This is a genomic window from Tropicibacter naphthalenivorans, from assembly GCF_900176475.1.
In the GTDB taxonomy this organism is placed as follows: domain Bacteria; phylum Pseudomonadota; class Alphaproteobacteria; order Rhodobacterales; family Rhodobacteraceae; genus Tropicibacter; species Tropicibacter naphthalenivorans.
The window spans coordinates 297,659-318,961 of sequence record NZ_FWXX01000002.1; the positions used below are offsets into that span (position 1 = coordinate 297,659).

Here is a 21,303-nt window from a genome sequence, read left to right on the forward strand (position 1 = left end):
GGCCCCTTTTCGCGCGCTCCGCGCGTCACGATAAACGGGCCGGCAATGCACTGGCCCCCAGCCGACAGGGGCATCCATGGGACTGTTCATCCTCAGGCGCGTCGGGGTCATGATCCTGACGGCTTTGTGCCTGACCTTCCTCGTCTTTTTCCTGACGAACCTTTATCCAAACCTTGAAAAGCTCGCCAAGACCGAAGGCAACTTTCGGATGTCCGACGCCGAGGTGGCAAGCTGGCTGGAAAAGGGGGGCTATCTGCAACCCCTGCCCGTCAAGTATGGCGAATGGCTGGGGGTTTTGCCGTCCTACACGCATACCGCCGAGAATGGCGACGTGTCCGGGCGCTGCATCCTGCCGGGGATGACCGCCGAGGACGCCCCGCGCTATTGCGGCATCCTGCAAGGGCACTGGGGCTGGTCCACGGTGTTCAAGGATGAGGTGGGCGCGATCATCGGCACGCGCCTTGGCCTGACGGGCAAGCTGATGTTCTGGGTGATGATGCTGATGGTGCCCTCGGCGCTGTTGATCGGCGTTCTGGCCGGGATGCGCGAAGGCTCGGTCACCGACCGGTCGCTGTCCACCGCCTCGATCATCACCACGGCGACGCCGGAATACGTATCGGGCGTGCTGTTCATCGCGGTGTTCGCCTCTTCTGCCGTGGGGCTGAAATGGTTCAAGGGCACCGCGACCTCGGCGATGGAGAACGCAAATTTCGAGAACTTCTTTCTGCCGGTGCTGACCATTGCGCTGTATGGCATGGGCTACATCGCGCGGATGACGCGGGCGTCGATGGCCGAAGTCATGACCGCGCAATATATCCGCACCGCGCGTCTAAAAGGCGTGAGCTTTCCGAACATCGTCATGAAACACGCGCTGCGCAACGCGCTGATCGCGCCCTTTACCGTCATCATGCTGCAATTCCCGTGGCTTCTGAACGGGGTGGTGATCGTCGAGACGCTGTTCAACTACAAAGGCTTTGGCTGGACGCTGGTTCAGGCCGCCGGGAACAACGACATCGAGCTGCTCTTGGGCGTCTCTGTGGTGTCGGTCATCGTGGTTCTGGTGACGCAGCTGATTTCGGATATCGGCTATGTCTACCTCAACCCGCGCATCAGCGTCACGTAAGGGGGCCGGATCATGGAAGCTTTGTCCTGGGGCGGCATCATCGCCCAATTGTTCCTACAGTTCACCCCGGTGTGGATTGCCTTGATCGCCACCTTTGCCGTGTCGATTGTGTTCAAACGCAACCTTGGCCTGTATGGCAAGCTGTTCGACAGCGTGATCGGCATGGTGGGCTTTGCCATCGTGATGTTCTGGGTCTACACCGCGCTGTTCACCGGATTGTTCGACATGATCGCCACGCATGACGCGCTGAGCCAAGTGTCTGGCATGAAAAACAAAGTCCCCGGCACCGCGCTGCGCCGCCCCGAAGACGGTCAGTTCGCGTGGTACCTTTTGGGCGGTGACAACCTTGCGCGCGATGTGTTCAGCCGGGTGGTCAAAGGCTCGGTGGTGGTGATCCAGATCGCGCCCTTGGCGACGCTGTTCGCCTTTATGGTCGGGATCACTTTGGGCCTGCCTGCGGGGTATTACGGCGGGCGGCTGGACACGGTGCTGAGCTTTGCCGCGAACCTGATCCTCGCCTTTCCGGTGATCTTGCTGTTCTACCTGCTGGTGACGCCAGAGATCGTCGCGACGGGCCTGCCGCAGTACATGGCTGTGGTCTTATTCGTCTTTCCGCTGGTGTTCTTTGCGGTGCTGATCCATTCGCGGTTCCGCACGCAACCGGGCAAGAACAAGCTGTACCTGGCGGTGGTGCTGGTGCCGCTCGCGCTGCTCTACCTGTCGCTGATCAACGAGGCCGGATCCAAGATCGCCTTTTGGCCGCTGGACTTCTTTGACGTGCCGGGCGGGATTTTGGTGGTGTTCGTGTCGGTGGTCTTTGTGAACTCGCCCACGGTGTTCCGCATCGTGCGCGGGCTGGCCATGGACATCAAGACGCGCGACTACGTGGCGGCAGCGCAGACCCGCGGCGAAGGCCCGTGGTACATCATGCTGTGGGAAATCCTGCCCAACGCGCGCGGGCCGCTGATCGTCGATTTCTGCCTGCGCATTGGCTACACAACCATCCTGCTGGGAACCTTGGGGTTCTTTGGCCTTGGCCTGCCGCCCGAGAGCCCGGACTGGGGGTCGACCATCAACGAGGGGCGCAAGCTGTTGTCGATCTACCTGCACCCTGCCTTGCCGCCGGCCTTTGCGCTGTTGTCGCTGGTGCTGGGGTTAAACCTGTTGGCGGATGGTCTGCGCGAAGAGTCCTTGCGCGATTGATTGTTCTGTGGACTGGGGCGCTGCCCCAGACCCCGGGATATTTGAAAAGAGAAGAAGACAGGGGCTGCGACGTGCCTTGGCTGGGAGAGAAAGCATGACAGATGCGTATGATGGGCCGATTTTGGAGATTGATCGGCTGTCGATCTCGTTCTTTACGCGGTTGCGGGAAATCCCGGCGGTGATGGATTTTTCCGTCAAGGTGATGCCCGGCGAGGCGGTGGGCCTTGTTGGCGAAAGTGGCTGTGGCAAGTCCACGGTGGCCTTGGGGGTGATGCAGGATCTGGGCAAGAATGGCCGGATCGTTGGCGGGTCGATCAAGTTCAAGGGGCGCGATCTGGGCGAGATGTCGGCCGAGGAGCTGCGCAGCGTGCGGGGCTCTGAGATTGCGATGATTTACCAAGAGCCGATGGCCTCGCTGAACCCGGCGATGAAGATCGGGCGGCAGTTGATGGAGGTGCCGATCATCCACAAGGGGGTGTCCGAGCAGGAGGCTTATGATCGGGCGTTGCAGGTGGTGACGGATGTGAAACTGCCTGATCCGAAACGGATTTTGGACAGCTATCCGCATCAGCTGTCGGGCGGGCAGCAGCAGCGGATCGTCATCGCCATGGCGCTGATGGCCGAGCCGTCGCTGTTGATTTTGGACGAGCCGACGACGGCGTTGGACGTGACGGTCGAGGCGGCGGTGGTCGAGCTGGTCAAGGAGCTGGGGGCAAAGTACGGCACCTCGATGCTGTTCATCTCGCACAACCTTGGGCTGGTGTTGGAGACCTGCGACCGGATTTGCGTGATGTATTCCGGCGAAGCGGTGGAGCGCGGGTCGATCGCGGATGTGTTCGACGAGATGCAACACCCCTATACGCAGGCGCTGTTCCGGTCGATCCCCCTGCCCGGCGCGGACAAGACGGCCCGGCCGCTGGTCGCCATTCCGGGGAACTTTCCTTTGCCGCATGAGCGCCCGCCGGGCTGTAACTTTGGCCCGCGCTGCGACTATTTCGAGGCGGGGCGCTGTGATGCGCAGGACATTCCGATGTTCGACGTGCCGGGGAACGAGCGCCATGCCACACGCTGTTTGAAGTTCGCCGAGATCGACTGGGCGGCGTCGCTTGAAGGGGTCGAGGTCAAAGAAAAACCCGAGCCGGGCAAGGTTGTGCTGAAGATGGACAACCTCAAGAAATACTACGAGGTGGCGGCCAATGCCTTGTTCGGCGGGGCCGGTGCCAAGAAGGTGGTGAAGGCCAACGAAACGCTGAGCTTTGAGGCGCGCGAGAGTGAGACTTTGGCGATTGTGGGCGAATCCGGTTGCGGAAAATCCACCTTTGCCAAGGTGTTGATGGGGCTGGAGACGGCGACCGATGGGGCGATCTTGCTGGACGGGCGCAACATCGAGAGCACGCCGATCGAGGCGCGCGACACCCGGACGATTGCCGATGTGCAGATGGTGTTCCAGAACCCGTTCGACACGCTGAACCCGTCGATGACCGTGGGGCGGCAAATCATGCGCGCGCTGGAGATTTTCGGCGTGGGCAACAGCGACGCCGAGCGGCGCGAGCGGATGCTCGAGTTGCTGGATCTGGTCAAGCTGCCGCGCGCCTTTGCCGACCGGATGCCGCGCCAGCTGTCGGGCGGGCAAAAGCAACGGGTCGGGATTGCGCGGGCCTTTGCCGGGGCGGCGCGGATCGTGGTGGCGGACGAGCCGGTCTCGGCCCTCGATGTGTCGGTGCAGGCGGCGGTGACCGATCTGTTGATGGAAATCCAGCGCGAGCAAAAGACCACGCTGCTGTTCATCAGCCACGATCTGTCCATCGTGCGGTATCTGTCGGATCGGGTGATGGTGATGTACCTGGGCCATGTGGTGGAACTGGGCACCACGGATCAGGTCTTTGCCCCGCCCTACCATCCCTATACCGAGGCGCTGCTGTCGGCGGTGCCGATTGCCGACACCAAGGTGCAAAAGCAGCATATCGTGCTGGAGGGCGACATTCCGTCGGCGATGAACCCGCCGCCCGGGTGCCCGTTCCAGACGCGGTGCCGGTGGAAGTCCAAGGTGGCGGGCGGTCTGTGCGAGAAGGAAGTCCCGCCGGTGCGGCACCTGGCCGACGGCCATCAGGTCAAGTGCCACCTGCCCGACGCCGAGTTGGCCAATATGGAGCCGGTCATCAAGATTGCTGCTGAGTGACGCGGCCCGGCGCGCCCGGCCCGGTTTCGGGGGCGCCGATCACCTTTTCGACCAAAGCATCGTCGCCATCGCCGGACTTCTTGACGTAGAACGGTGAAATCGACGACAGCCGCAGCATCTGCTTTTGCGTGCGCAGGGAAATCGGCTGCGCAAAGCGAAAGTCCGTGACTTTTTCGTGGATCGTTGCGATCTGCGCGAGCACGTCGTGCTGACCGATCTGCAAGCGCACCTTGCCGCTGCGCATCCTGGGTAGTTGCTCGTCAAAGGCCGCAGGCTTGGCCGCGTAAAAGCGAAAACCGCCCTTGCCAAGCGTGATCACCCGCCCTTTTAGGACCGTACTGCCCACGCGCAGCTCGGCGGAGATGCGGCAAGCCTTGCGGTTATAGACCAGCGCCAGAATCCAGCGCGACAGCACATCGACCCCGACAAAAGAGCCAATCAGCACGGCCAGCACCATGATCAGGTTGCCGGCTGTCACCATTTGCTCGCGCTGGCTGCGCGGCTCTGACAGACCATCGGAGGGGCTGCCAGGCAGAAAGCCGCCCAATCGCCCGCTCTGGATTTTCTGGAAAAAGGTCATATCGGCCTGCTGACAGGCCAGCGTCGCCTGCACATCCAGATCGGACAGCAGGTTCGCCAACCGCCGCGGGTTGCGCATGACCCCGTCCGAGGCGGCAATATCCGCCGTCGCAAGGATATCCAGCACCGTCGAGGACGTGCTTTGCAGGCCGTTCTCGGTCAAATCCGCGATCACGTCATCCTCGGACAGGCCGGACAAGGCGTCCGAAATGCGGGCGCGCTGCGCATCGGTCAGATACCCAAGGCTTTGCGACAGAGGCATCAGGACACGCGTCAGCCGCGCCAGTTCCGGCGGCAACTGGCAGTTTTGCGCCGCCACAGGCACAGCAAAGCCGATCGCCAAAGCGACGACCAGGGTCCGCCACGCGAGACCGATGAAATGAAACCTTTGCGGCATAAACCGCCCCTTTTGATGTCGTCCGCCTGTCCGGACCGTCGCATCAAAGGCATAACGAAGGCTTAAGTGCCCCCGATGAAAAAGGAATTAAAAAGGTTAACTTCCGTATATCTTTTTAACGTAATTGCGCGTTTCGCGGTAGGGCGGCACGCCGCCGTGTTTGATCACCGCGCCGGGACCGGCGTTATAGGCGGCCAAAGCCAGCTTCCAAGAGCCGAACTTGCGGTACTGGATTTTCAGATATTTCGCCCCGCCATCAAGGTTTTGCGCCGGATCGTGCGGATCGACCCCCAGCGATTTCGCGGTGCCGGGCATCAGCTGCGCAAGGCCGATCGCGCCCTTGTGGGACAGCGCCTTGGCGTTAAAGCGCGACTCTTGCATGACCAGCCGCAGGAACAGGTCTTCGGGAATGCCATGCCGGCGCGCGGCGGCGCGGGCCATCTCGGCGTAGGGGCCGTTGTATTTACCACGATATGTGGGCAAAGGCCCGCCGTCCGCCGTGCCCCACTTGGTGGGCGTGACCACCTTGGGCGGCAGCAGCCGCACCGAGTTGTTGTACTGCTGGGCGGCCCGCGTATCGAGCACCCGCGTCTGCGTGGAAAACAACAGCTTACGCTTTTTCGTGGCGGTCTCTGCCACGGCGCTGGACGCCATCAGACCGACGACAATAGCCACCCCGAAAGTGGCCTTGATGCCCACCCGCATCGCTCTGGTCAAATTACCAGCCATACCATTCGCCCGTTAACTAAGTTCGGGCGCATATTAGCCGATTGGCGAGATTCGTGAAGCCCCCCGCCCCCCGGCCCCTTACAGGCAGGGCTGCCTTGCGTTAGGGTCGGCCAACATTCGCCGATAAGATTCGAAAGGGAAGAGAATGGCCGGTTCCGTGAACAAGGTGATCCTTGTAGGCAATCTGGGGCGCGACCCCGAGGTGCGCAATTTCCAGAACGGTGGCAAGGTCTGCAACCTGCGGATCGCCACGTCGGAAAACTGGAAGGACCGCAACACCGGGGAACGCCGCGAGCGCACCGAATGGCACTCGGTTGCGATCTTCCAGGAGGGGCTGGTGCGTGTGGCCGAACAGTACCTGCGCAAGGGCTCCAAGGTGTATATCGAAGGCCAGCTCCAGACCCGCAAGTGGCAGGACCAAAGCGGTCAGGATCGCTATTCGACCGAGGTGGTGCTGCAAGGCTTTGGCGGCACGCTGGTGATGCTGGATGGCCGTGACGGCGGCGGCTCTGGTGGTGGCGGCGGCTATGGCGGCGGCTCGCAGGGCGGCGGTTACGGCGGCGATTACGGCGGTGGCGGCGGCTACGACGATGGCGGCTATGGCGGCGGCTCTTCGGGCGGTGGCTCTGGCCCCTCGCGCGCCCCGGCCCGCGACATCGACGACGAAATCCCGTTCTAAGCGGGACGCATTTCACAACACGAACGGCGGGTGCCCCAGCGGCCCCGCCGTTTTTGTTTGCCGAGTTTTTTCTTCTCCCAGTTTTTCTTTACACCGGGCGGTGTCTGCTCTGGCATTGGCCCCCGGTGCATCCTACCTTTTGATTAACCAAAAGTTATTCAGGCAGGAGACGTCATGTCTTGGTCATTTCCCATCGGTCGTTTTCTGGGGTCAGAGCTGCGGGTGCACGCGACGTTTTTCCTGCTGTTGGCGTGGATTGCGGCGGGTGCCTGGTCGTCCGGGGGCGCGGCGGCGGCGCTGGCCAACACCTTGTTTGTGCTCGCGCTTTTTGCCTGCGTGGTGGCGCATGAATATGGGCACGCCTTGATGGCGCGGCGCTATGGGATCAAGACGCCGGACATCACCTTGCTGCCGATTGGCGGCATGGCGCGGATGGAACGGATGCCGGAAAAGCCCATGCAAGAGGTGGCCGTGGCGCTGGCCGGGCCTGCGGTCAACGTGGTGATCTGGGCGGTGCTGACGGGCCTTGGTGTGACCACCGATGCGCAGGTGCTGGCCGATCCCATGAGCGGCGCGGATTTCCTTGGGCAGCTGGCGGCGGTGAACCTGTTTTTGGCGGTATTCAACCTGATCCCGGCCTTTCCCATGGACGGAGGCCGGGTGCTGCGTGCGCTTTTGGCGGCGCGGATGGACCGGGTGAAGGCGACCAGGCTGGCCGCGAATATTGGCCAGGTGGCGGCGTTTCTGTTTGCCTTTTGGGGGATCACCTCGGGCAACCTGGTGCTGGTGCTGATCGCCGTGTTCATCTTTATGGCCGCGCAGGCCGAGGCGAACGAGGTCGAGTCGCGCTCTGTCGCGCATGGGCTGAAGTTGCGCGATGCGGTGATCACCAGCTTTGAGAGCCTCGCGCCCAGCGATCCGATGCACGTCGCGGGCCAGGTTTTGATCCGCACGACGCAGCATGAGTTCCCGGTGTTGGATCAGGAGGGCCGTTTGGCAGGGTTCCTGACGCGCGGGGCGCTGTTCCAGGCGATGGCCGAGGGGCACAACACGCATCCGGTGGCAGAGGAGATGGTGGATGTGCCGCAGATGCCCTTGGGAGCGCCCTTGGAAGAGGCGTTGGATGTGCTCGCGCAGGCGCCGGCGATTGCGGCGGTGGACAAGCCTGGGGTGGTCGTAGGGTATACAACGCGGGAGAACGTGGGCGAGTTGATCGTTTTGCGGTCGCGTCGGTAGATGTGATGGAGGGGGCTCTGCCCCCGGCCCTTTGGGCCTCCCCCGGGATATTTTGGAAGAGAAGAAGCTGGGGCGTGCGCCAGGGGTTGGGGCCGTCCGGGTTAGCGGGCGGCCAGTTGTTCTGCGAGCAAGGTCAGGACTTTGTCGCGAGGGACGTCCGAGGTGACAAAGCTGTCGCCGATGCCGCGCGCGAGGATAAAGCGCAGTTGGCCGTCGATGACCTTTTTGTCCTGGCCCATGAGGTCGAGGAGCGCTTCGGCGCCGGGAAGCTCGCCGGGGATGTCGCTGAGGTCGCATTTCATGCCCATTTCACGCAGGTGGGCGCGCACGCGGCTGGGGTCTTCTTGGCTGCACAAGCCAAGGCGGGACGAAAGTTCAAAGGCCAGCGCGCAGCCGATCGCCACGCCTTCGCCGTGCAGGAGGCGGTCCGAGTAGTCGGTGGCCGATTCCAGCGCGTGGCAGAAGGTATGCCCGAGGTTGAGCAGCGCGCGGTCGCCCTGTTCGGTTTCGTCGCGCAGGACGATGTCGGCCTTCATCTGGACCGAGCGTTTGACCGCATAGGTGCGCGCGGCGGTGTCGCCGGCGGCGGCCTTGGGCCCGTTGGTTTCGAGCCAGGTGAAGAAGTCCGCATCGCCCAGCAAGCCGTATTTGGCCACTTCGCCGTAGCCTGCGAGGTAGTCGCGCGAGGTCAGCGTGCCGAGCACGTCAATGTCCGCCAGCACCATGGCGGGCTGGTGGAAGGCGCCGATCAGGTTCTTGCCTTGCGGCGCGTTGATGCCAGTCTTGCCGCCCACCGAGCTGTCGACCTGGGCCAGCAAGGACGTGGGGATCTGCACAAAGCGCACGCCCCGGCGCAGGACCGATGCGGCAAAGCCCACGAGGTCGCCGATGACGCCGCCGCCGAGGGCAATGACCACATCGCGGCGTTCGACTTTTTCCTCGAGCAGCCACTCGACGGTGCGTTCGAAATGCGGCCAGCGCTTGGTGCTCTCGCCCGCGGGCAGGCGCAGGGCGCTATGGGTGATGCCTTGGGCGTCCAGCGCAGCTTCGAGCGTTGCCAGATGCAGATCTGCTACGTTCTCGTCCGAGACAATCGCCACCTTGGGGCGTTTGAGCAGCGGCGCGATCTGTGCGCCCGCCGTTTCCAGCAGCCCTTGGCCAATGCGCACCTCGTATTCGCGCCCCGGCAGCGGGACATGCACCACTTCGATCATAACGGCCTCTCTAATACGTCGGGGCGCTGTGCCAGCAGGGCTTGCGCCACTTTTTCGGCCATGGCGTCGAGCGACAGGCCGGGTTCGGATTTCACCACGATGTCGGCCTTGGCATAGACCGGCACGCGCGCCTCGTAGAGGGATTTCAGCGTCCCGTAGGGATCGGGGGTTTTCAGCAAGGGGCGCGTGTCCTTGTGGCGCACGCGTTCCCAAAGCAAGTCGATGTCCGCGTCCAGCCAGACCGAGACGCCCTTGTCGGTGATCATCTGGCGGTTATCGGCGGACATGAACGCCCCGCCCCCGGTGGACAGCACACCCGGCACGCCATCCAGCAACCGGTCGATCACCTGATGTTCCTTGCGCCGAAAGAACGGCTCTCCGTCGCGGGCAAAGATCTCGGCGATGGTCATATTCGCCGCCTCTTCGATCTCGTGGTCCGAATCGCGAAACATCACGCCCAAATGCGCCGCGAGCGTCCGGCCCACGGCTGTCTTGCCTGCGCCCATCATGCCCACAAAGACGATTGTCTTATGCAGGATCAATTGGTTGTGAGAACTAACGTCGGCCATCCTTCGCCCATTGGTAATTTCTTGCGTGAATGACGTGAACTGCGCAAAAAGGCTAGGTATAAGTTCGAAAAAAGGACGAGGCAGGGAAAGGCGAATATGGGACGCATCATCAAATGGCTGTTCTACCTGTTGGTACTGGGCGCGATTGCGCTGGTGGCCTATGCCTATCTGGGGCCAACCTTTGGCGCGGACTTTAGCCCGCCGCAGACCGAAATTCGCGTTCCGGTTCAATTGGATGGCCAGTAAGCTGGCGCTTTTGCTGCTGTGCCTGCCCGGTGCAGTTGCCGCACAGTCGGCCCCCGTGGCGCAGTCCGCCGCGCCCCCGGCGGTGGCCGAGATGCCGCTGGATGCACCGAATCCCGCGGCCGCCGGTTTGTTGCCCGCGCGCGTCACCGGATTGCCCGGATCGCTGTGGCTGGGGTCAGAGCCCCAGACCTTGGCGGCGCTGACCGGGGCGGTGGACGCGGCGCTGCCCGCGATCAACGAGCTGATGCGCACCTTGATGCTGGCCGAGGCGACGCCGCCGTCGCAGGGGGCAGAGGCGATCGACCACTTGGCGCGGCGCATTGACTGGCTGCGCGGACGCGGCGCGGTCGAAGAGGCGCTGGCCCTGCTGGACATCGCGGGCATCGAAGACCCCCGCCTGTTCTTGCGGTGGGCCGATCTGAACCTGCTGCTGGGCCAGTCAGAGCCGGTTTGCCGAATGCTTGAGGCGCGTCCGGGGCTAAGCACGGATCTGTCCTTGCGGGTGTTTTGCACCGCCCGCGGCGGCGACTGGGCCCGCGCCGAGCTGATCCTTGGGACCGGGCGCGCCTTGGGCGAAATCCCGGCGCGGCGGGCCGAGCTGCTGGCGCGGTTCCTCGACCCGGAGCTGGCCGAGGGCGAGCCTGCGCTGATCCCCCCGGTGCGCCCCAGCGCGCTGGAATTCCGCCTGTTCGAAGCGCTTGGAGAGCCGCTGCCCACCGCGCCCCTGCCGTTGGAATTTTCGGTGCTGGACCTGTCCGGCGACAACGGCTGGCGCGCGCAGATCGAGGCCGCCGAACGGCTGGCGCGCGCCGGGTCGCTGCCGTCGAACCGGCTGCTTGGGCTGTACACCTTGCGGCGGCCTGCGGCCTCTGGCGGGGTCTGGGACCGGGTGCGCGCCTTTCAGGACTTCGAATCCGCCATGTCGCGCGGCACCCCCGATCTGGTGGAACAGACGCTGGAAAAGCTGTGGCCGCAGATGGCGAGCGCGCGCTTGCTGGTGCCCTTTGGCCAGCTCTATGCCAAGCAACTCTCGACGCTGAACCTGACCGGGCGTGCGGCGCGGATGGCGCAGCGGGCGTGGTTCCTGTCGCCCTTTTACGAAGAGCTGGCGGTGGTCTTGGACGGCTCCACCGATCCCGAGGCACGTTTTTTGACCGCCATTGCGCGCGGGCAGAAACCAGAAGCCACCGCCGCCCTGCCCCATGCGGATGCGGTGGCGCAGGCCTTTGGCGGCGCGCCGGTGCCGGACGTGCTGCGCGCGCAACTGGATGAGGGACGCCTTGGCGAGGTGATCCTGCGCGCCGTCGCGCTGTTTGCCTCTGGCGCCGAGGGCAACGGGCAGGATTTGGTGGACGCTCTGGCGACGTTTCGCGCCGTGGGCCTAGAGGACGTGGCGCGGCGCGGGGCGTTGCAGCTGATGATCCTCGATGCGGAAAGGGCGCGGCGATGAAAGCCTCTCGGTGGTCGCCCCTGTTCCTTGATGCCTTGGCCGCCGAACGCGGCGCCGCGGCGAATACGCTGGCCGCCTATGAGCGCGACCTGACCCACGTCGAGGAATGGCTGACCGATCAGGGGCGCGATTTCGCCAGCGCCGCCAAGTCGGACATCGAGGATTACCTCGTGCATTGCGATACGCTGGGGCTGTCGCGCGCGACGCGGGCACGGCGGTTGTCGGCGATCAAGCAGCTCTACCGCTTTGCCTTTGACGAAGGTCTGCGCGAGGACAACCCAGCGGTGCAGATTTCCGGCCCGGGGCGCGACAAACGCCTGCCCAAGACGCTGTCGGTGGAAGAGGTGGACCGGCTGTTGACCTCTGCCTCGGCGCATGGGCGGACGGATGCGGACCGCGCGCGCAACGCCTGTTTGATGCAGGTGCTTTACGCCACGGGGATGCGGGTCACAGAGCTGGTGTCCTTGCCGATTTCGGCGGCGCGGGGCGACCCTCGGATGCTGTTGATCCGTGGCAAGGGCGGGAAAGAGCGGATGGTGCCCTTGTCGCCCCCTGCCCGTCTGGCCTTGGCCGAATGGCTGGCCTTGCGCGATGAGGCCGAGGAAGCGGCGCGATTGAAGGGGAAAGCGGCGTCGGCGTTCTTGTTCCCCTCACGCGGGAAAGCGGGTCATTTGACGCGCCATGCGTTTTACATGCTGATCAAGGAGTTCGCGGTCGAGGCGGGGGTTTCACCGGAAAAGGTGACGCCGCACACGCTGCGCCACGCCTTTGCGACGCATCTGCTGGCCAATGGGGCGGATCTGCGGTCGATCCAGACCTTGCTGGGGCACGCGGATGTGGCGACGACCGAGATTTACACCCATGTCTTGGACGAGCGGCTGCGGGAGTTGGTGCTGGAGCATCATCCTTTGGCGAAGGAGTGATTTCTGGCGGGTTTGGGGGCGTCGCACCAAAGGTGCGCAAAGGCGCGTCGCACCAAAGGTGCGCAATGGGGCGTCGCACCAAAGGTGCGCAAGGGGGCGTCACACCAAAGGTGCGCAAGGGGGCGTCACACCAAAGGTGCGCAAGGGGGCTCCGCCCCTGGCCTGCGGCCTCCCCCGGGATATTTTTAAAGAGAAGAAGCTAGCGGCGTAAGGCGCCTGGGAGGATGTCCTCTGAGGGCCAGTGGCCGGTGGTGAGGGCGGTGTGGTAGCCTTGGGTGAGGTTGGCCTGCGTCATCGCGGCGGCGGCGGTTTGGTGGTCGTAAATGAGCGTTCGGATTTCGGTTTGCCCGGTTTCGTGCAGGAGCGTGTAGCGGGTTTGCGGTTTGCCGTCGTGCGGGGGCATCCCGATGACGCCGGCGTTGATCCAGAGGGTTTGGCCCACTTGGGTTTGAAACGGGATGCCGCTGTGGCCCGCGAAGACGTAAGCGGGTTTGGTCGGCAGGTGGGCGATTTCTGCGGACAGCGTCTTGGTCGGGGTGGTTGGCCAGAGGAAGCGATTGACCTCTGACGTGCCGCCGTGGGTGATCCAGATCGGGCCCCATTGGGTGTCTATGCACAGAAGGTCCGGGAGGGTCGCCATCCATGCGCGGTCCTCGGGCGTCGTTTGGGCATTGGCGTGGGCGTACCAGCCTGCGGACAGTAGATCGCAGGTGGTGCCGCTTTCAAAGCCACAGCCGCAGTCGAGGGCGTTTTCGGCCAGTTGCCGTTCGACGTTGCCGGCGATGACGTGGCAGCCCCAGTCGCGGATTTCCTGCACCGTTTCAGACGGGTGCGCGCCATAGGCCACCACGTCGCCGGTGCAGATGCAGCGCTCTGGCGGGATGCCGAGCGCCGTCGCCTGCGCGCGCATGGCCTGCGTCGCCTGTAGGTTGGAGTACGGCCCGCCAAAGACCAGCAGCGGCCCGCCTTTGGGCAGGGTTATCTGCGTTGTGCGTCTGGTCAACATGGGCCGCCCCTTGATCCTGCGGGGATGCGCCCCCATAACCCCTTTAGCAATAAAGGAACGCCCGCCCCATGGAAGATCAAACCACGCTCTTTGACGCCGCCTTTTGGATCACATCCGCGTCAATTCTGGCGCTGATCATGCTGTCGGCGTTTTTCTCGGGCTCCGAGACCGCTTTGACCGCCGCTTCGCGCGGGAAACTCAAGGCGGCGCAGGACAAGGGCTCGAGCGGGGCGGCCAAGGCCTTGGCCATCACAGAGGACAATGAGCGGCTGATCGGCTCGGTCCTGCTCGGCAACAACATGGTGAACATTCTGGCGACCTCGCTGGCGACCGCCTTGTTCACCAACCTCTTTGGCGAGAGCGGCGTGGCGCTGGCGACCTTGTTCATGACGCTGCTCGTGCTGATCTTTGCCGAGGTGCTGCCCAAGACCTATGCGATCACCAACCCCGAGACCGCCGCGGCGCGCGTCGCCACCCCCATTGCGGTGATCGTCAAGCTGTTCGCGCCGGTGGTCTCTGCCGTGCGGCTGCTGGTGCGCGGGGTGCTGCGCATCTTTGGCGTGCAGACCGACCCGGACAGCCACATCTTGGCGGTGCGCGAAGAGATCGCCGGGGCGCTGCAACTGGGCCACTCCGAAGGTGTCGTCGAAAAGGAAGACCGCGACCGGATCCTTGGGGCCCTGGACCTGAGCGAGCGCACGGTCGAGGAAATCATGCTGCACCGTTCGGGGATCGAGATGATCGACGCCGACACCCCGCCGCAGCAGATCCTTGAGCAGGCTCTGGAAAGCAGCCACACCCGCCTGCCCGTCTACCGCGACGACCCCGAGAACATCATCGGCGTGATCCACGCCAAGGATCTCTTGCGCTCGATGTATCGCCTCGTGGACGAGGACAACACCATGGAAGGCGTGCTGAAGGATTTCAACGTAACGGACGTTGCGATGAAGCCGTACTTTGTCCCCGACACCACGCCCTTGGATGAGCAGATGCGCCAGTTCCTGCGCCGCCGGACGCATTTTGCGCTGGTGGTGGATGAATACGGCTCGCTTCAGGGGTTGATCACGCTTGAGGACATCCTTGAGGAGATCGTCGGCGAGATTACCGATGAATTCGACCCGGACGCTGATCACACCATCAAGATGGCCGAGGATGGCAACTATTGGATCGAAGGTGCCATGACCATTCGCGACTTTAACCGCGCCACCGACTGGAACCTGCCCGACGACGAGGCGAACACCGTGGCGGGGCTGGTCATCCACGAGGCGCAGATGATCCCGACGCGCGGTCAGGTCTTTAGCTTTCACGGCTTTCGGTTCGAGGTGATGGAGCGCGAGAACAACCGCATCACCCAGCTCAAGGTGCGCCCGCTGGAGGTGGTCAAGGCGGATTAAACCGCAGCAGAGCAGCGGCAGAGGTTACTGCGCGGCGACCTGATCGGCTTGCAGGGCGGTCTCTGGCGCCGGGATGGTCAGCCGCAGGGCATAGCCCTGATCCGTGCCGCCAAGCTCCATTTGCGCGCCAAGCTGGTCGGCGGCGGCCTCCATCAGGCGCAGACCAATGCCCGTCCCGCTCTCGCCAGAGCCTTCACCGCCACCATTGCCGTTGTCGGCACAGGTCAGGGTCAAGCCATGGGCGTCCTGGGTCAGGGTCACGCGCACCTCGCCAATGCTGCCCGGCGCAAAAGCGTGCTTGAACGTGTTGGCGACAAATTCGCTGACAATCACCGCCAAGGCCTGCGCCGCATCGGGGGTCACCTTGGCAGAGGTCATCTCGGCGATCAGACGGACGCCTTCGGGCGCTTGGCGATTAAGAAGCGCGACCACGCGCGACATGTAGTCATCCAGCGGGATTTCGTGGCGCAGATCGGCGCGGTACAGCGCCAGATGCAGCTCGGCCACCGCCGTCACACGCCGCGCCACCGCGTCCAGCACGCCGCGGGTTTCGTCATGCTTGGCGCGCGCCCGGTACAGCCGTACCAGGCTGTCCACCGTCTGAAGCGAGTTCTTGACCCGGTGGTCGATTTCATCGCGCAGCACCTCTTCGGCGGCCAAGGCGCGCCGCAGGTCAAGCTGGCGCATCACTTGGTTGGCCATCACGCGCAGGGTTTCGCGCTGCAAGTCATTTAGCTTGCGCGGCACGCTGTCCAACACGCAGAGCGTCCCCAGCCGATGCCCGGTGGGGGAAATCAGCGGCGCGCCCGCATAAAACCGCATCTCGGCCAGCGGCCCGCAGCACAGCGGATTGTCGGCGGTACGCGCGTCATCCATCGTGTCGGGAATTTCAAGGATGTCATCCCCAAGGATCGCATGGGCGCAAATCGCCTGATCCAGCGGGGTCTGGCTTGGGTCGAAGCCGGTGCGCGCCTTGAACCACTGGCGGTCCTGATCGACAAGGCTCACCAGCGCCACCGGCACCTCCAGCAGCTTGGCCACAAGGTTGAGCACATCGTCGAAATCCGCCTCGGGGGCGGTGTCGAGAATGTCATAGGCCTGAAGCTCGGCGAGCCGAGCGCCTTCGTTCTGAGATTTTGCAGCAAGCATGGCAGTCCCTCTTACCGTGCAGCGGTAAAATAATGCCACACCGGCGCGGGGCAAGGTTAAAAACTCGTTAACGCACCCAATCGGCAGTAAATTTTACATTGTTTTTCCGTGTACCTATGCACGCAATCGTACACCTTTGGGATCAAAGGGCGGCTGGTCCAGGATCACCGCCCGATGCGGCGCGCCCAGCACCATGATCTCAACCGTTTCGCCCGGGGCGGCGCTGCCCGCGGTGATGAACCCCAGCGCAAGGCTTTGCCCCACGCCGTAGCCGTAGCCGCCAGAGGTCACGCGCCCAATCCCCTTGCCGTCCTTGAACACCGGCTCGCCGCTCGAGGCATCGGCGTTCGACGCGCGGCAATCGGTGTCATTCAGCGCAAACATCACAAGCGTCTCGCGCGCGGGCTGGTCAATCACGCGCGCCAAGGCGTCCTTGTTCAGGAACGCCTTGTCCATCTTGCACAGCCGCGCCAGCCCCACCTCTTGCGGCCAGCTTTCCATGGTATACTCGCGCCCCCACGACCCATAGCCCTTTTCCAGCCGCAAGGACATCAGCGCCCGGCTGCCCACCGGCTGCGCCCCCGTCCCCAGCAGCGCATCGTACAGACGGGCCTGATCGGCTGCGGCGCAGTGCAGCTCCCACCCCAGATCGCCGGTAAAGGACACCCGCAAGGCCACGCAGTCGACCCCCGCCACGCGGCACAGGGCAGAGCGCATAAAGGGGAAATCGGCTGTCTCCAGCGAGGTGTCTGTCAGCGGTTGCAGCAGCGCGCGAGCGTCCGGCCCGGCGATATTGAACCCGGCTGTGGTGTCTGTCAGGCTTTGGAACGTGGTCCCTTTTGGCAAGTCGACCTGCCGGAAATAGCGCTGCTGCGCGCGTTCCGCCATGCCAGAGCCGATCACCCAGAACGCCTCCTGCCCCAGCCGCGTGACGGTGAAATCCCCGGCAATCCCGCCGCGTTTGCCGATCAGGGGTGTCAGGCACGACCGCCCCACCGTATCGGGCATATGGTTGGCAAAGACCGCGTTCAGCCAGTCCTGCGCCCCCGGCCCAGCCACGCGGTATCTCGCAAAGTTCGAAATGTCGATGACCCCGGCGGCGTGCCGTTGCGCGCGGGCCTCGCGCCCGACGCTGTCCCACCACGGCTGGCGCGTGAACCCGGCGCTGTCCGGCACAGTGTCGAAATACAGCGGATGCTCCCACCCGGCATTCAGGCCAAAGACCGCACCCATCCCGCGCTGGCGCTCATACACGGGCCGGGTGCGCGCCGGCCGTCCCGCCGCGCGCTCTTCGCCGGGAAAGTGGATCTTGAAGCGGTTGGCGTATTGGTCGCGCACCCGCGCGCGGGTAAATTCAGGCGTCGCCCAACCGCCAAAGCGCGCCACGTCCCAGCCGAACATGTCATAGTCCATCTCGCCGTTGACCATCCATTGCGCCGCCATCAGGCCCATGCCCCCCGACTGCGAAAAGCCGGGGATGATGCCGCCCGCCACGAAATACCCCGGCTTTTCCGGCACCGGCCCCAGCAAGACATTGGCGTCGGGCGACCAGATCATCGGCCCGTTGATCACCCGCTTGATCCCGGCGCGGCCCACCACCGGCACGCGGTCAATGGCACGCAGCATATTGTCCTCGATCCGGTCGAGATCATCGGCGAACAGCTCATGGGCAAAATCCAGCGGCGTGCCGCCCTCGGCCCACAGCCGCACATCGCGCTCATAGGCACCAACCAGCAAGCCCTGCCCCTCCTGGCGCAGGTAATACTCGCCATCGCGATCCGCCACCGAGGGCAAGCGCCGCCCCAGCGCGGCCACCTCTGGGATCGTCTCGGTCACGAAATACTGGTGTTCCGTGGGTTGCAGCGGCAGCTCGATCCCCGCCAGCCGCGCCACCTCGCGCCCCCACAGCCCAGCGGCATTGACCACCCAAGGGGTGGCGATCTCTCCCTGCGGGGTGCGCACGATCCACGTCCCATCCGCCTGCGCTTCGGTCGCCAGAACCGGGCAAAACCGGTGAATTTGCGCGCCGCGCGCCCGCGCCCCCGCCACATAGGCCGCCGTCACCCCGCTGGGGTCCACATTGCCCCCTTCGGGTTCAAACATAATGCAGCGCACCCCGTCGAAATCGACCAAAGGATGCAGCCGCTCTGCCTCATCCCGGCTGATCTCGTAGAAATTCATGCCGTACAAACGCGCCTTGGCCGCCTGCAAGCGCAACTGCTGCGCCCGCGCCTCGGTCTGCGCCAGATACAACGATCCCGGCTGAAACACCCCACAGCCCTGCCCTGTCTCGGCCTCCAGCTCCTTGTACAAAGCCATGGTATAGTGCTGCAAACGCGAGATATTCGTGCTGTCGTGCAGCCCATGGATATTCGCCGCCGCGTGCCAGGTCGACCCAGAGGTCAGCTCGTCCCGTTCCAGTAAAACCACGTCCGACCAGCCCAGCTTGGCCAGATGATACAGGATCGAACAGCCGATCACTCCGCCGCCAATCACCACCGCATTCGCCCGCTGCCGCATCGTCGCTCTCCTACTGCTCCCCTCAGCCTGCCTCGCAAATCCGAACACAAGTCGCCCGTTTGCGACACAATCCGTCGCGGATAGCCAACTCCCCCCTGCTTCTTCTCTTTTCAAATATCCATAAAGACCCCGCCTGCCCCGCGCCCCAACCCATCGGAGACACGCCATGCAAACCACCGCTCAAGCCGTCATCATCGGGGGCGGCGTCGTCGGCGCTTCGGCGCTGTATCATCTGACGAAACTGGGCTGGACCGACGTGGTGCTGCTGGAACGATCAGAGCTGACCTCGGGCAGCACATGGCACGCGGCGGGCGGCTTTCACACGCTGAATGGCGACACCAATATGGCCGCGCTTCAGGGCTACACCATCCGGCTGTACCGCGAACTCGAAGAGATCACGGACCTGTCCTGCGGGCTGCACCACGTGGGCGGGCTGACGCTGGCGGACACGCCCGAACGCTTTGACATGCTCAAGGCCGAACGCGCCAAGCACCGCTACATGGGCCTCGACACCGAAATCGTCACGCCGCAAGAGATCGCCCAAATCGCCCCGATCGTGAACCTCGATGGCATCCTTGGCGCGCTTTACGATCCGCTCGACGGGCACCTCGACCCCTCTGGCACCACCCACGCCTACGCCAAGGCCGCGCGCATGGCCGGGGCGCAGATCCACCTGCACACCAAGGTCACCGCCACCACCCAGCGCCCGGACGGCACATGGGACGTGGTCACCGACAAGGGCACCATCCACACCGACCATGTGGTCAACGCCGCAGGCCTCTGGGCGCGCGAGGTCGGCGCCATGGCGGGCGTCTACCTGCCGCTGCACCCGATGGAACACCAGTACATCGTCACCGAGGAAACCCCCGAAATCTACGAGCGCGCCACCGAGCATCCCCACGTCATGGACCCCGCCGGGGAAAGCTACCTGCGCCAGGAGGGGCGCGGCCTGTGCATCGGCTTTTACGAACAGCCCTGCCGCCCTTGGGCAGTGGACGGCACGCCTTGGGACTTTGGGCACGAACTGCTGCCCGACGACTTTGACAAGATCGAGGACAGCATCGCCTTTGCCTTTAAACGCTTTCCGGTGCTGGAACGCGCCGGTGTCAAATCCGTCATCCACGGCCCGTTCACCTTTGCCCCCGATGGCAATCCCTTGGTCGGCCCGATCCCCGGCCTGCGCGGGTACTGGAGCGCCTGCGGCGTCATGGCGGGCTTTTCCCAAGGCGGCGGCGTCGGGTTGATGCTGGCGCAATGGATGATCCACGGCGAGTGCGAACGCGACACCCGCGCGCTGGACGTGGCGCGCTTTGGCGATTGGATCAGCCCCGGCTACACCCTGCCCAAGGTGATCGAGAACTATCAAAAGCGCTTTTCCGTCAGCTACCCGAATGAAGAGCTCCCCGCCGCGCGGCCCAACCGCACCACGCCGATGTATGACATCTTTGATGGCATGGGCGCGGTCTGGGGCGCGCAATACGGGCTGGAGGTGGTCAACTATTTCGCCGCAGGGGATGAGCCGCGCTATGAAACCCCAAGCTTCCGCCGTTCCAACGCCTTTGAGGCCACCGCGCGCGAGGTCCGCGCCGTACGCAAGGCCGTCGGCATCAACGAGCTGCAAAACTTTGGCAAATACGCGGTGACCGGGCCAAAGGCGCGCGCCTGGCTGGACCGGATCATGGCCGGGCGCATCCCCGCGCCGGGGCGGGTGTCGCTGACGCCGATGCTGTCCCCGGCGGGCCGGATCATTGGCGATTTCACCGTCACCTGCCTGTCCGAAGGCGTCTTTCGCCTGACCGCCAGCTACGGCGCGCAGGCCTATCACATGCGCTGGTTCCTTCAGCACCAGACGGACGGCGTGCAGATCGAAAACCTGTCCGACCGGGTCACCGGCTTTCAGATCGCGGGCCCGCGCGCCCGCGACGTGCTGGCCGCTGTCAGCCGCGCGCCGGTGGACCTGCGCTTTATGGAGGCGCGGCAGATGACCATCGGCATGACCGACTGCCTCGTGCAGCGGCTCAGCTACACCGGCGATCTGGGGTACGAGATTTACTGCGATCCCATGGCGCAACGGCAGCTGTGGCAGACGCTTTGGCAGGCGGGCCAGCCGCTTGGGATGGCGCCTTTCGGGATGCGCGCCATGATGAGCCTGCGTCTGGACAAGTTCTTTGGCTCTTGGGGGGCGGAGTTTTCGCCCGATTACACCCCCGCCGAGACGGGTCTGGACCGCTTTATCGACTGGCGCAAGGACAGCTATTGGATTGGCCGCGCCGCCGCCGAGGCCGAGCGCGCCACGCCCCCTGCGCGGGTTCTGGTCGCGTTGCAGGTCACCGCAGAGGACGCCGATGTGCACGGCTACGAACCCGTTTGGATTGGGGACAAGGTCCAAGGGTTTTGCACGTCAGGCGGGTATTCTCACCACGCGCGCACGTCGATCGCCCTGGCGCTGATCCCGCGGGCGCTGGCCGGGACAGATACACCGATGCAGGTGGAAATCCTTGGAAAGCGGCAGGATGCCCGGCAACTGTTCGAGCCGCTGTTTGATTCGGATGCAAAGCGGATGCGTGGCTGACCTTTTCCCTTCGCAGGTGCAGAAAATTAACCAAATCTTCATTTGCACACGCAAAAGGTGTAAAGCCGCAGCGCAGAAACTGACGCCAACCGGGGTCAGGTCGGCCCTTTCGGGGCGCGTTTTCGCAACAAAGGC

Annotated in this window: 17 protein-coding genes; 10 read left to right on the top strand and 7 right to left on the bottom strand. The window is 64.1% G+C overall.

The window, feature by feature from the left end; genetic code table 11:
• Positions 1–76 precede the first annotated feature (76 nt).
• The 3 genes from B9A11_RS05785 to B9A11_RS05795 all read left to right on the top strand — a co-directional run bounded on the left by B9A11_RS05785 (position 77) and on the right by B9A11_RS05795 (position 4,505).
• Positions 77–1,123, top strand: coding sequence for an ABC transporter permease (locus tag B9A11_RS05785; RefSeq protein ID WP_058246842.1), 1,047 nt, complete (start codon positions 77–79; stop codon positions 1,121–1,123).
• Between the two features lie 12 nt (positions 1,124–1,135).
• Complete coding sequence (locus B9A11_RS05790; RefSeq protein WP_058246841.1) at positions 1,136–2,326, top strand: ABC transporter permease; 1,191 nt, start codon at positions 1,136–1,138, stop codon at positions 2,324–2,326.
• 94 nt (positions 2,327–2,420) lie between these two features.
• Complete coding sequence (locus tag B9A11_RS05795) at positions 2,421–4,505, top strand: dipeptide ABC transporter ATP-binding protein (RefSeq protein ID WP_058246840.1); 2,085 nt, start codon at positions 2,421–2,423, stop codon at positions 4,503–4,505.
• On the opposite strand, the gene B9A11_RS05800 is transcribed toward B9A11_RS05795, so the two are convergent.
• On the bottom strand, positions 4,486–5,481 hold the full coding sequence (locus B9A11_RS05800) for a hypothetical protein (RefSeq protein ID WP_058246839.1): 996 nt from the start codon (positions 5,479–5,481) through the stop codon (positions 4,486–4,488). The two genes, B9A11_RS05795 and B9A11_RS05800, sit on opposite strands and share 20 nt — an antisense overlap.
• A 96-nt stretch (positions 5,482–5,577) precedes the next feature.
• On the bottom strand, positions 5,578–6,135 hold the full coding sequence (locus B9A11_RS05805) for a lytic transglycosylase domain-containing protein (protein ID WP_234988767.1): 558 nt from the start codon (positions 6,133–6,135) through the stop codon (positions 5,578–5,580).
• A gap of 220 nt (positions 6,136–6,355) precedes the next feature.
• On the opposite strand from B9A11_RS05805, the gene ssb reads away from it, so the two are divergent.
• Positions 6,356–6,889, top strand: a complete 534-nt coding sequence (gene ssb, locus B9A11_RS05810; RefSeq protein WP_058246837.1) for a single-stranded DNA-binding protein — start codon at positions 6,356–6,358, stop codon at positions 6,887–6,889.
• Between the two features lie 174 nt (positions 6,890–7,063).
• Entirely contained in the window at positions 7,064–8,125 is a 1,062-nt protein-coding gene (locus tag B9A11_RS05815; protein ID WP_058246836.1) for a site-2 protease family protein, read from the top strand.
• Positions 8,126–8,226: 101 nt separating this feature from the next.
• Here the strand turns inward: B9A11_RS05815 and aroB are convergent, their stop codons facing one another.
• Together aroB and B9A11_RS05825 are read right to left on the bottom strand one after the other, a co-directional pair.
• A complete protein-coding gene (gene aroB / locus B9A11_RS05820) occupies positions 8,227–9,339 on the bottom strand; it encodes a 3-dehydroquinate synthase (protein WP_058246835.1) in 1,113 nt (370 codons plus the stop codon).
• Positions 9,336–9,908, bottom strand: a complete 573-nt coding sequence (locus B9A11_RS05825) for a shikimate kinase (RefSeq protein ID WP_058246834.1) — start codon at positions 9,906–9,908, stop codon at positions 9,336–9,338. The genes aroB and B9A11_RS05825 overlap by 4 nt, the downstream gene beginning before the upstream one ends.
• 96 nt (positions 9,909–10,004) lie before the next feature.
• Here B9A11_RS05825 and B9A11_RS21580 point away from each other — a divergent pair, with 96 nt between their 5' ends.
• The 3 genes from B9A11_RS21580 to B9A11_RS05835 are packed head-to-tail and all read left to right on the top strand — an operon-like array spanning position 10,005 to position 12,527.
• Entirely contained in the window at positions 10,005–10,154 is a 150-nt protein-coding gene (locus B9A11_RS21580; protein WP_186009181.1) for a hypothetical protein, read from the top strand.
• Positions 10,144–11,604, top strand: coding sequence for a hypothetical protein (locus tag B9A11_RS05830; RefSeq protein WP_058246833.1), 1,461 nt, complete (start codon positions 10,144–10,146; stop codon positions 11,602–11,604). The genes B9A11_RS21580 and B9A11_RS05830 overlap by 11 nt, the downstream gene beginning before the upstream one ends.
• The gene (locus tag B9A11_RS05835) at positions 11,601–12,527 is read left to right on the top strand and encodes a tyrosine recombinase (protein WP_058246832.1); all 927 of its coding nucleotides are present in this window, start codon (positions 11,601–11,603) and stop codon (positions 12,525–12,527) included. The genes B9A11_RS05830 and B9A11_RS05835 overlap by 4 nt, the downstream gene beginning before the upstream one ends.
• Before the next feature lie 199 nt (positions 12,528–12,726).
• Here the strand turns inward: B9A11_RS05835 and B9A11_RS05840 are convergent, their stop codons facing one another.
• Entirely contained in the window at positions 12,727–13,533 is an 807-nt protein-coding gene (locus tag B9A11_RS05840; protein WP_058246831.1) for a metallophosphoesterase family protein, read from the bottom strand.
• Positions 13,534–13,601: 68 nt separating this feature from the next.
• Between B9A11_RS05840 and B9A11_RS05845 the strand changes: the two genes are divergently transcribed.
• Complete coding sequence (locus B9A11_RS05845) at positions 13,602–14,927, top strand: HlyC/CorC family transporter (protein ID WP_058246830.1); 1,326 nt, start codon at positions 13,602–13,604, stop codon at positions 14,925–14,927.
• 24 nt (positions 14,928–14,951) lie between these two features.
• On the opposite strand, the gene B9A11_RS05850 is transcribed toward B9A11_RS05845, so the two are convergent.
• Both B9A11_RS05850 and B9A11_RS05855 read right to left on the bottom strand, forming a co-directional pair.
• Positions 14,952–16,076, bottom strand: coding sequence for a histidine kinase dimerization/phosphoacceptor domain -containing protein (locus tag B9A11_RS05850; RefSeq protein WP_058246829.1), 1,125 nt, complete (start codon positions 16,074–16,076; stop codon positions 14,952–14,954).
• 114 nt (positions 16,077–16,190) lie between these two features.
• Entirely contained in the window at positions 16,191–18,596 is a 2,406-nt protein-coding gene (locus tag B9A11_RS05855) for a GcvT family protein (RefSeq protein WP_058246828.1), read from the bottom strand.
• A gap of 166 nt (positions 18,597–18,762) precedes the next feature.
• Here B9A11_RS05855 and B9A11_RS05860 point away from each other — a divergent pair, with 166 nt between their 5' ends.
• Positions 18,763–21,168 (top strand): GcvT family protein, encoded by a 2,406-nt coding sequence (locus B9A11_RS05860; protein ID WP_058246827.1) that lies wholly within the window; start codon positions 18,763–18,765, stop codon positions 21,166–21,168.
• The last annotated feature ends 135 nt before the right edge of the window (positions 21,169–21,303 follow it).

Bases quoted from the DNA above. Each gene is read 5' to 3' on its own strand.
- B9A11_RS05785 (WP_058246842.1), top strand. From the start codon at position 77: ATGGGACTGTTCATCCTCAGGCGCGTCGGGGTCATGATCCTGACGGCT.
- B9A11_RS05790 (WP_058246841.1), top strand. From the start codon at position 1,136: ATGGAAGCTTTGTCCTGGGGCGGCATCATCGCCCAATTGTTCCTACAG.
- B9A11_RS05795 (WP_058246840.1), top strand. From the start codon at position 2,421: ATGACAGATGCGTATGATGGGCCGATTTTGGAGATTGATCGGCTGTCG.
- B9A11_RS05800 (WP_058246839.1), bottom strand. From the start codon at position 5,481: ATGCCGCAAAGGTTTCATTTCATCGGTCTCGCGTGGCGGACCCTGGTC.
- B9A11_RS05805 (WP_234988767.1), bottom strand. From the start codon at position 6,135: ATGGCGTCCAGCGCCGTGGCAGAGACCGCCACGAAAAAGCGTAAGCTG.
- ssb (WP_058246837.1), top strand. From the start codon at position 6,356: ATGGCCGGTTCCGTGAACAAGGTGATCCTTGTAGGCAATCTGGGGCGC.
- B9A11_RS05815 (WP_058246836.1), top strand. From the start codon at position 7,064: ATGTCTTGGTCATTTCCCATCGGTCGTTTTCTGGGGTCAGAGCTGCGG.
- aroB (WP_058246835.1), bottom strand. From the start codon at position 9,339: ATGATCGAAGTGGTGCATGTCCCGCTGCCGGGGCGCGAATACGAGGTG.
- B9A11_RS05825 (WP_058246834.1), bottom strand. From the start codon at position 9,908: ATGGCCGACGTTAGTTCTCACAACCAATTGATCCTGCATAAGACAATC.
- B9A11_RS21580 (WP_186009181.1), top strand. From the start codon at position 10,005: ATGGGACGCATCATCAAATGGCTGTTCTACCTGTTGGTACTGGGCGCG.
- B9A11_RS05830 (WP_058246833.1), top strand. From the start codon at position 10,144: ATGGCCAGTAAGCTGGCGCTTTTGCTGCTGTGCCTGCCCGGTGCAGTT.
- B9A11_RS05835 (WP_058246832.1), top strand. From the start codon at position 11,601: ATGAAAGCCTCTCGGTGGTCGCCCCTGTTCCTTGATGCCTTGGCCGCC.
- B9A11_RS05840 (WP_058246831.1), bottom strand. From the start codon at position 13,533: ATGTTGACCAGACGCACAACGCAGATAACCCTGCCCAAAGGCGGGCCG.
- B9A11_RS05845 (WP_058246830.1), top strand. From the start codon at position 13,602: ATGGAAGATCAAACCACGCTCTTTGACGCCGCCTTTTGGATCACATCC.
- B9A11_RS05850 (WP_058246829.1), bottom strand. From the start codon at position 16,076: ATGCTTGCTGCAAAATCTCAGAACGAAGGCGCTCGGCTCGCCGAGCTT.
- B9A11_RS05855 (WP_058246828.1), bottom strand. From the start codon at position 18,596: ATGCGGCAGCGGGCGAATGCGGTGGTGATTGGCGGCGGAGTGATCGGC.
- B9A11_RS05860 (WP_058246827.1), top strand. From the start codon at position 18,763: ATGCAAACCACCGCTCAAGCCGTCATCATCGGGGGCGGCGTCGTCGGC.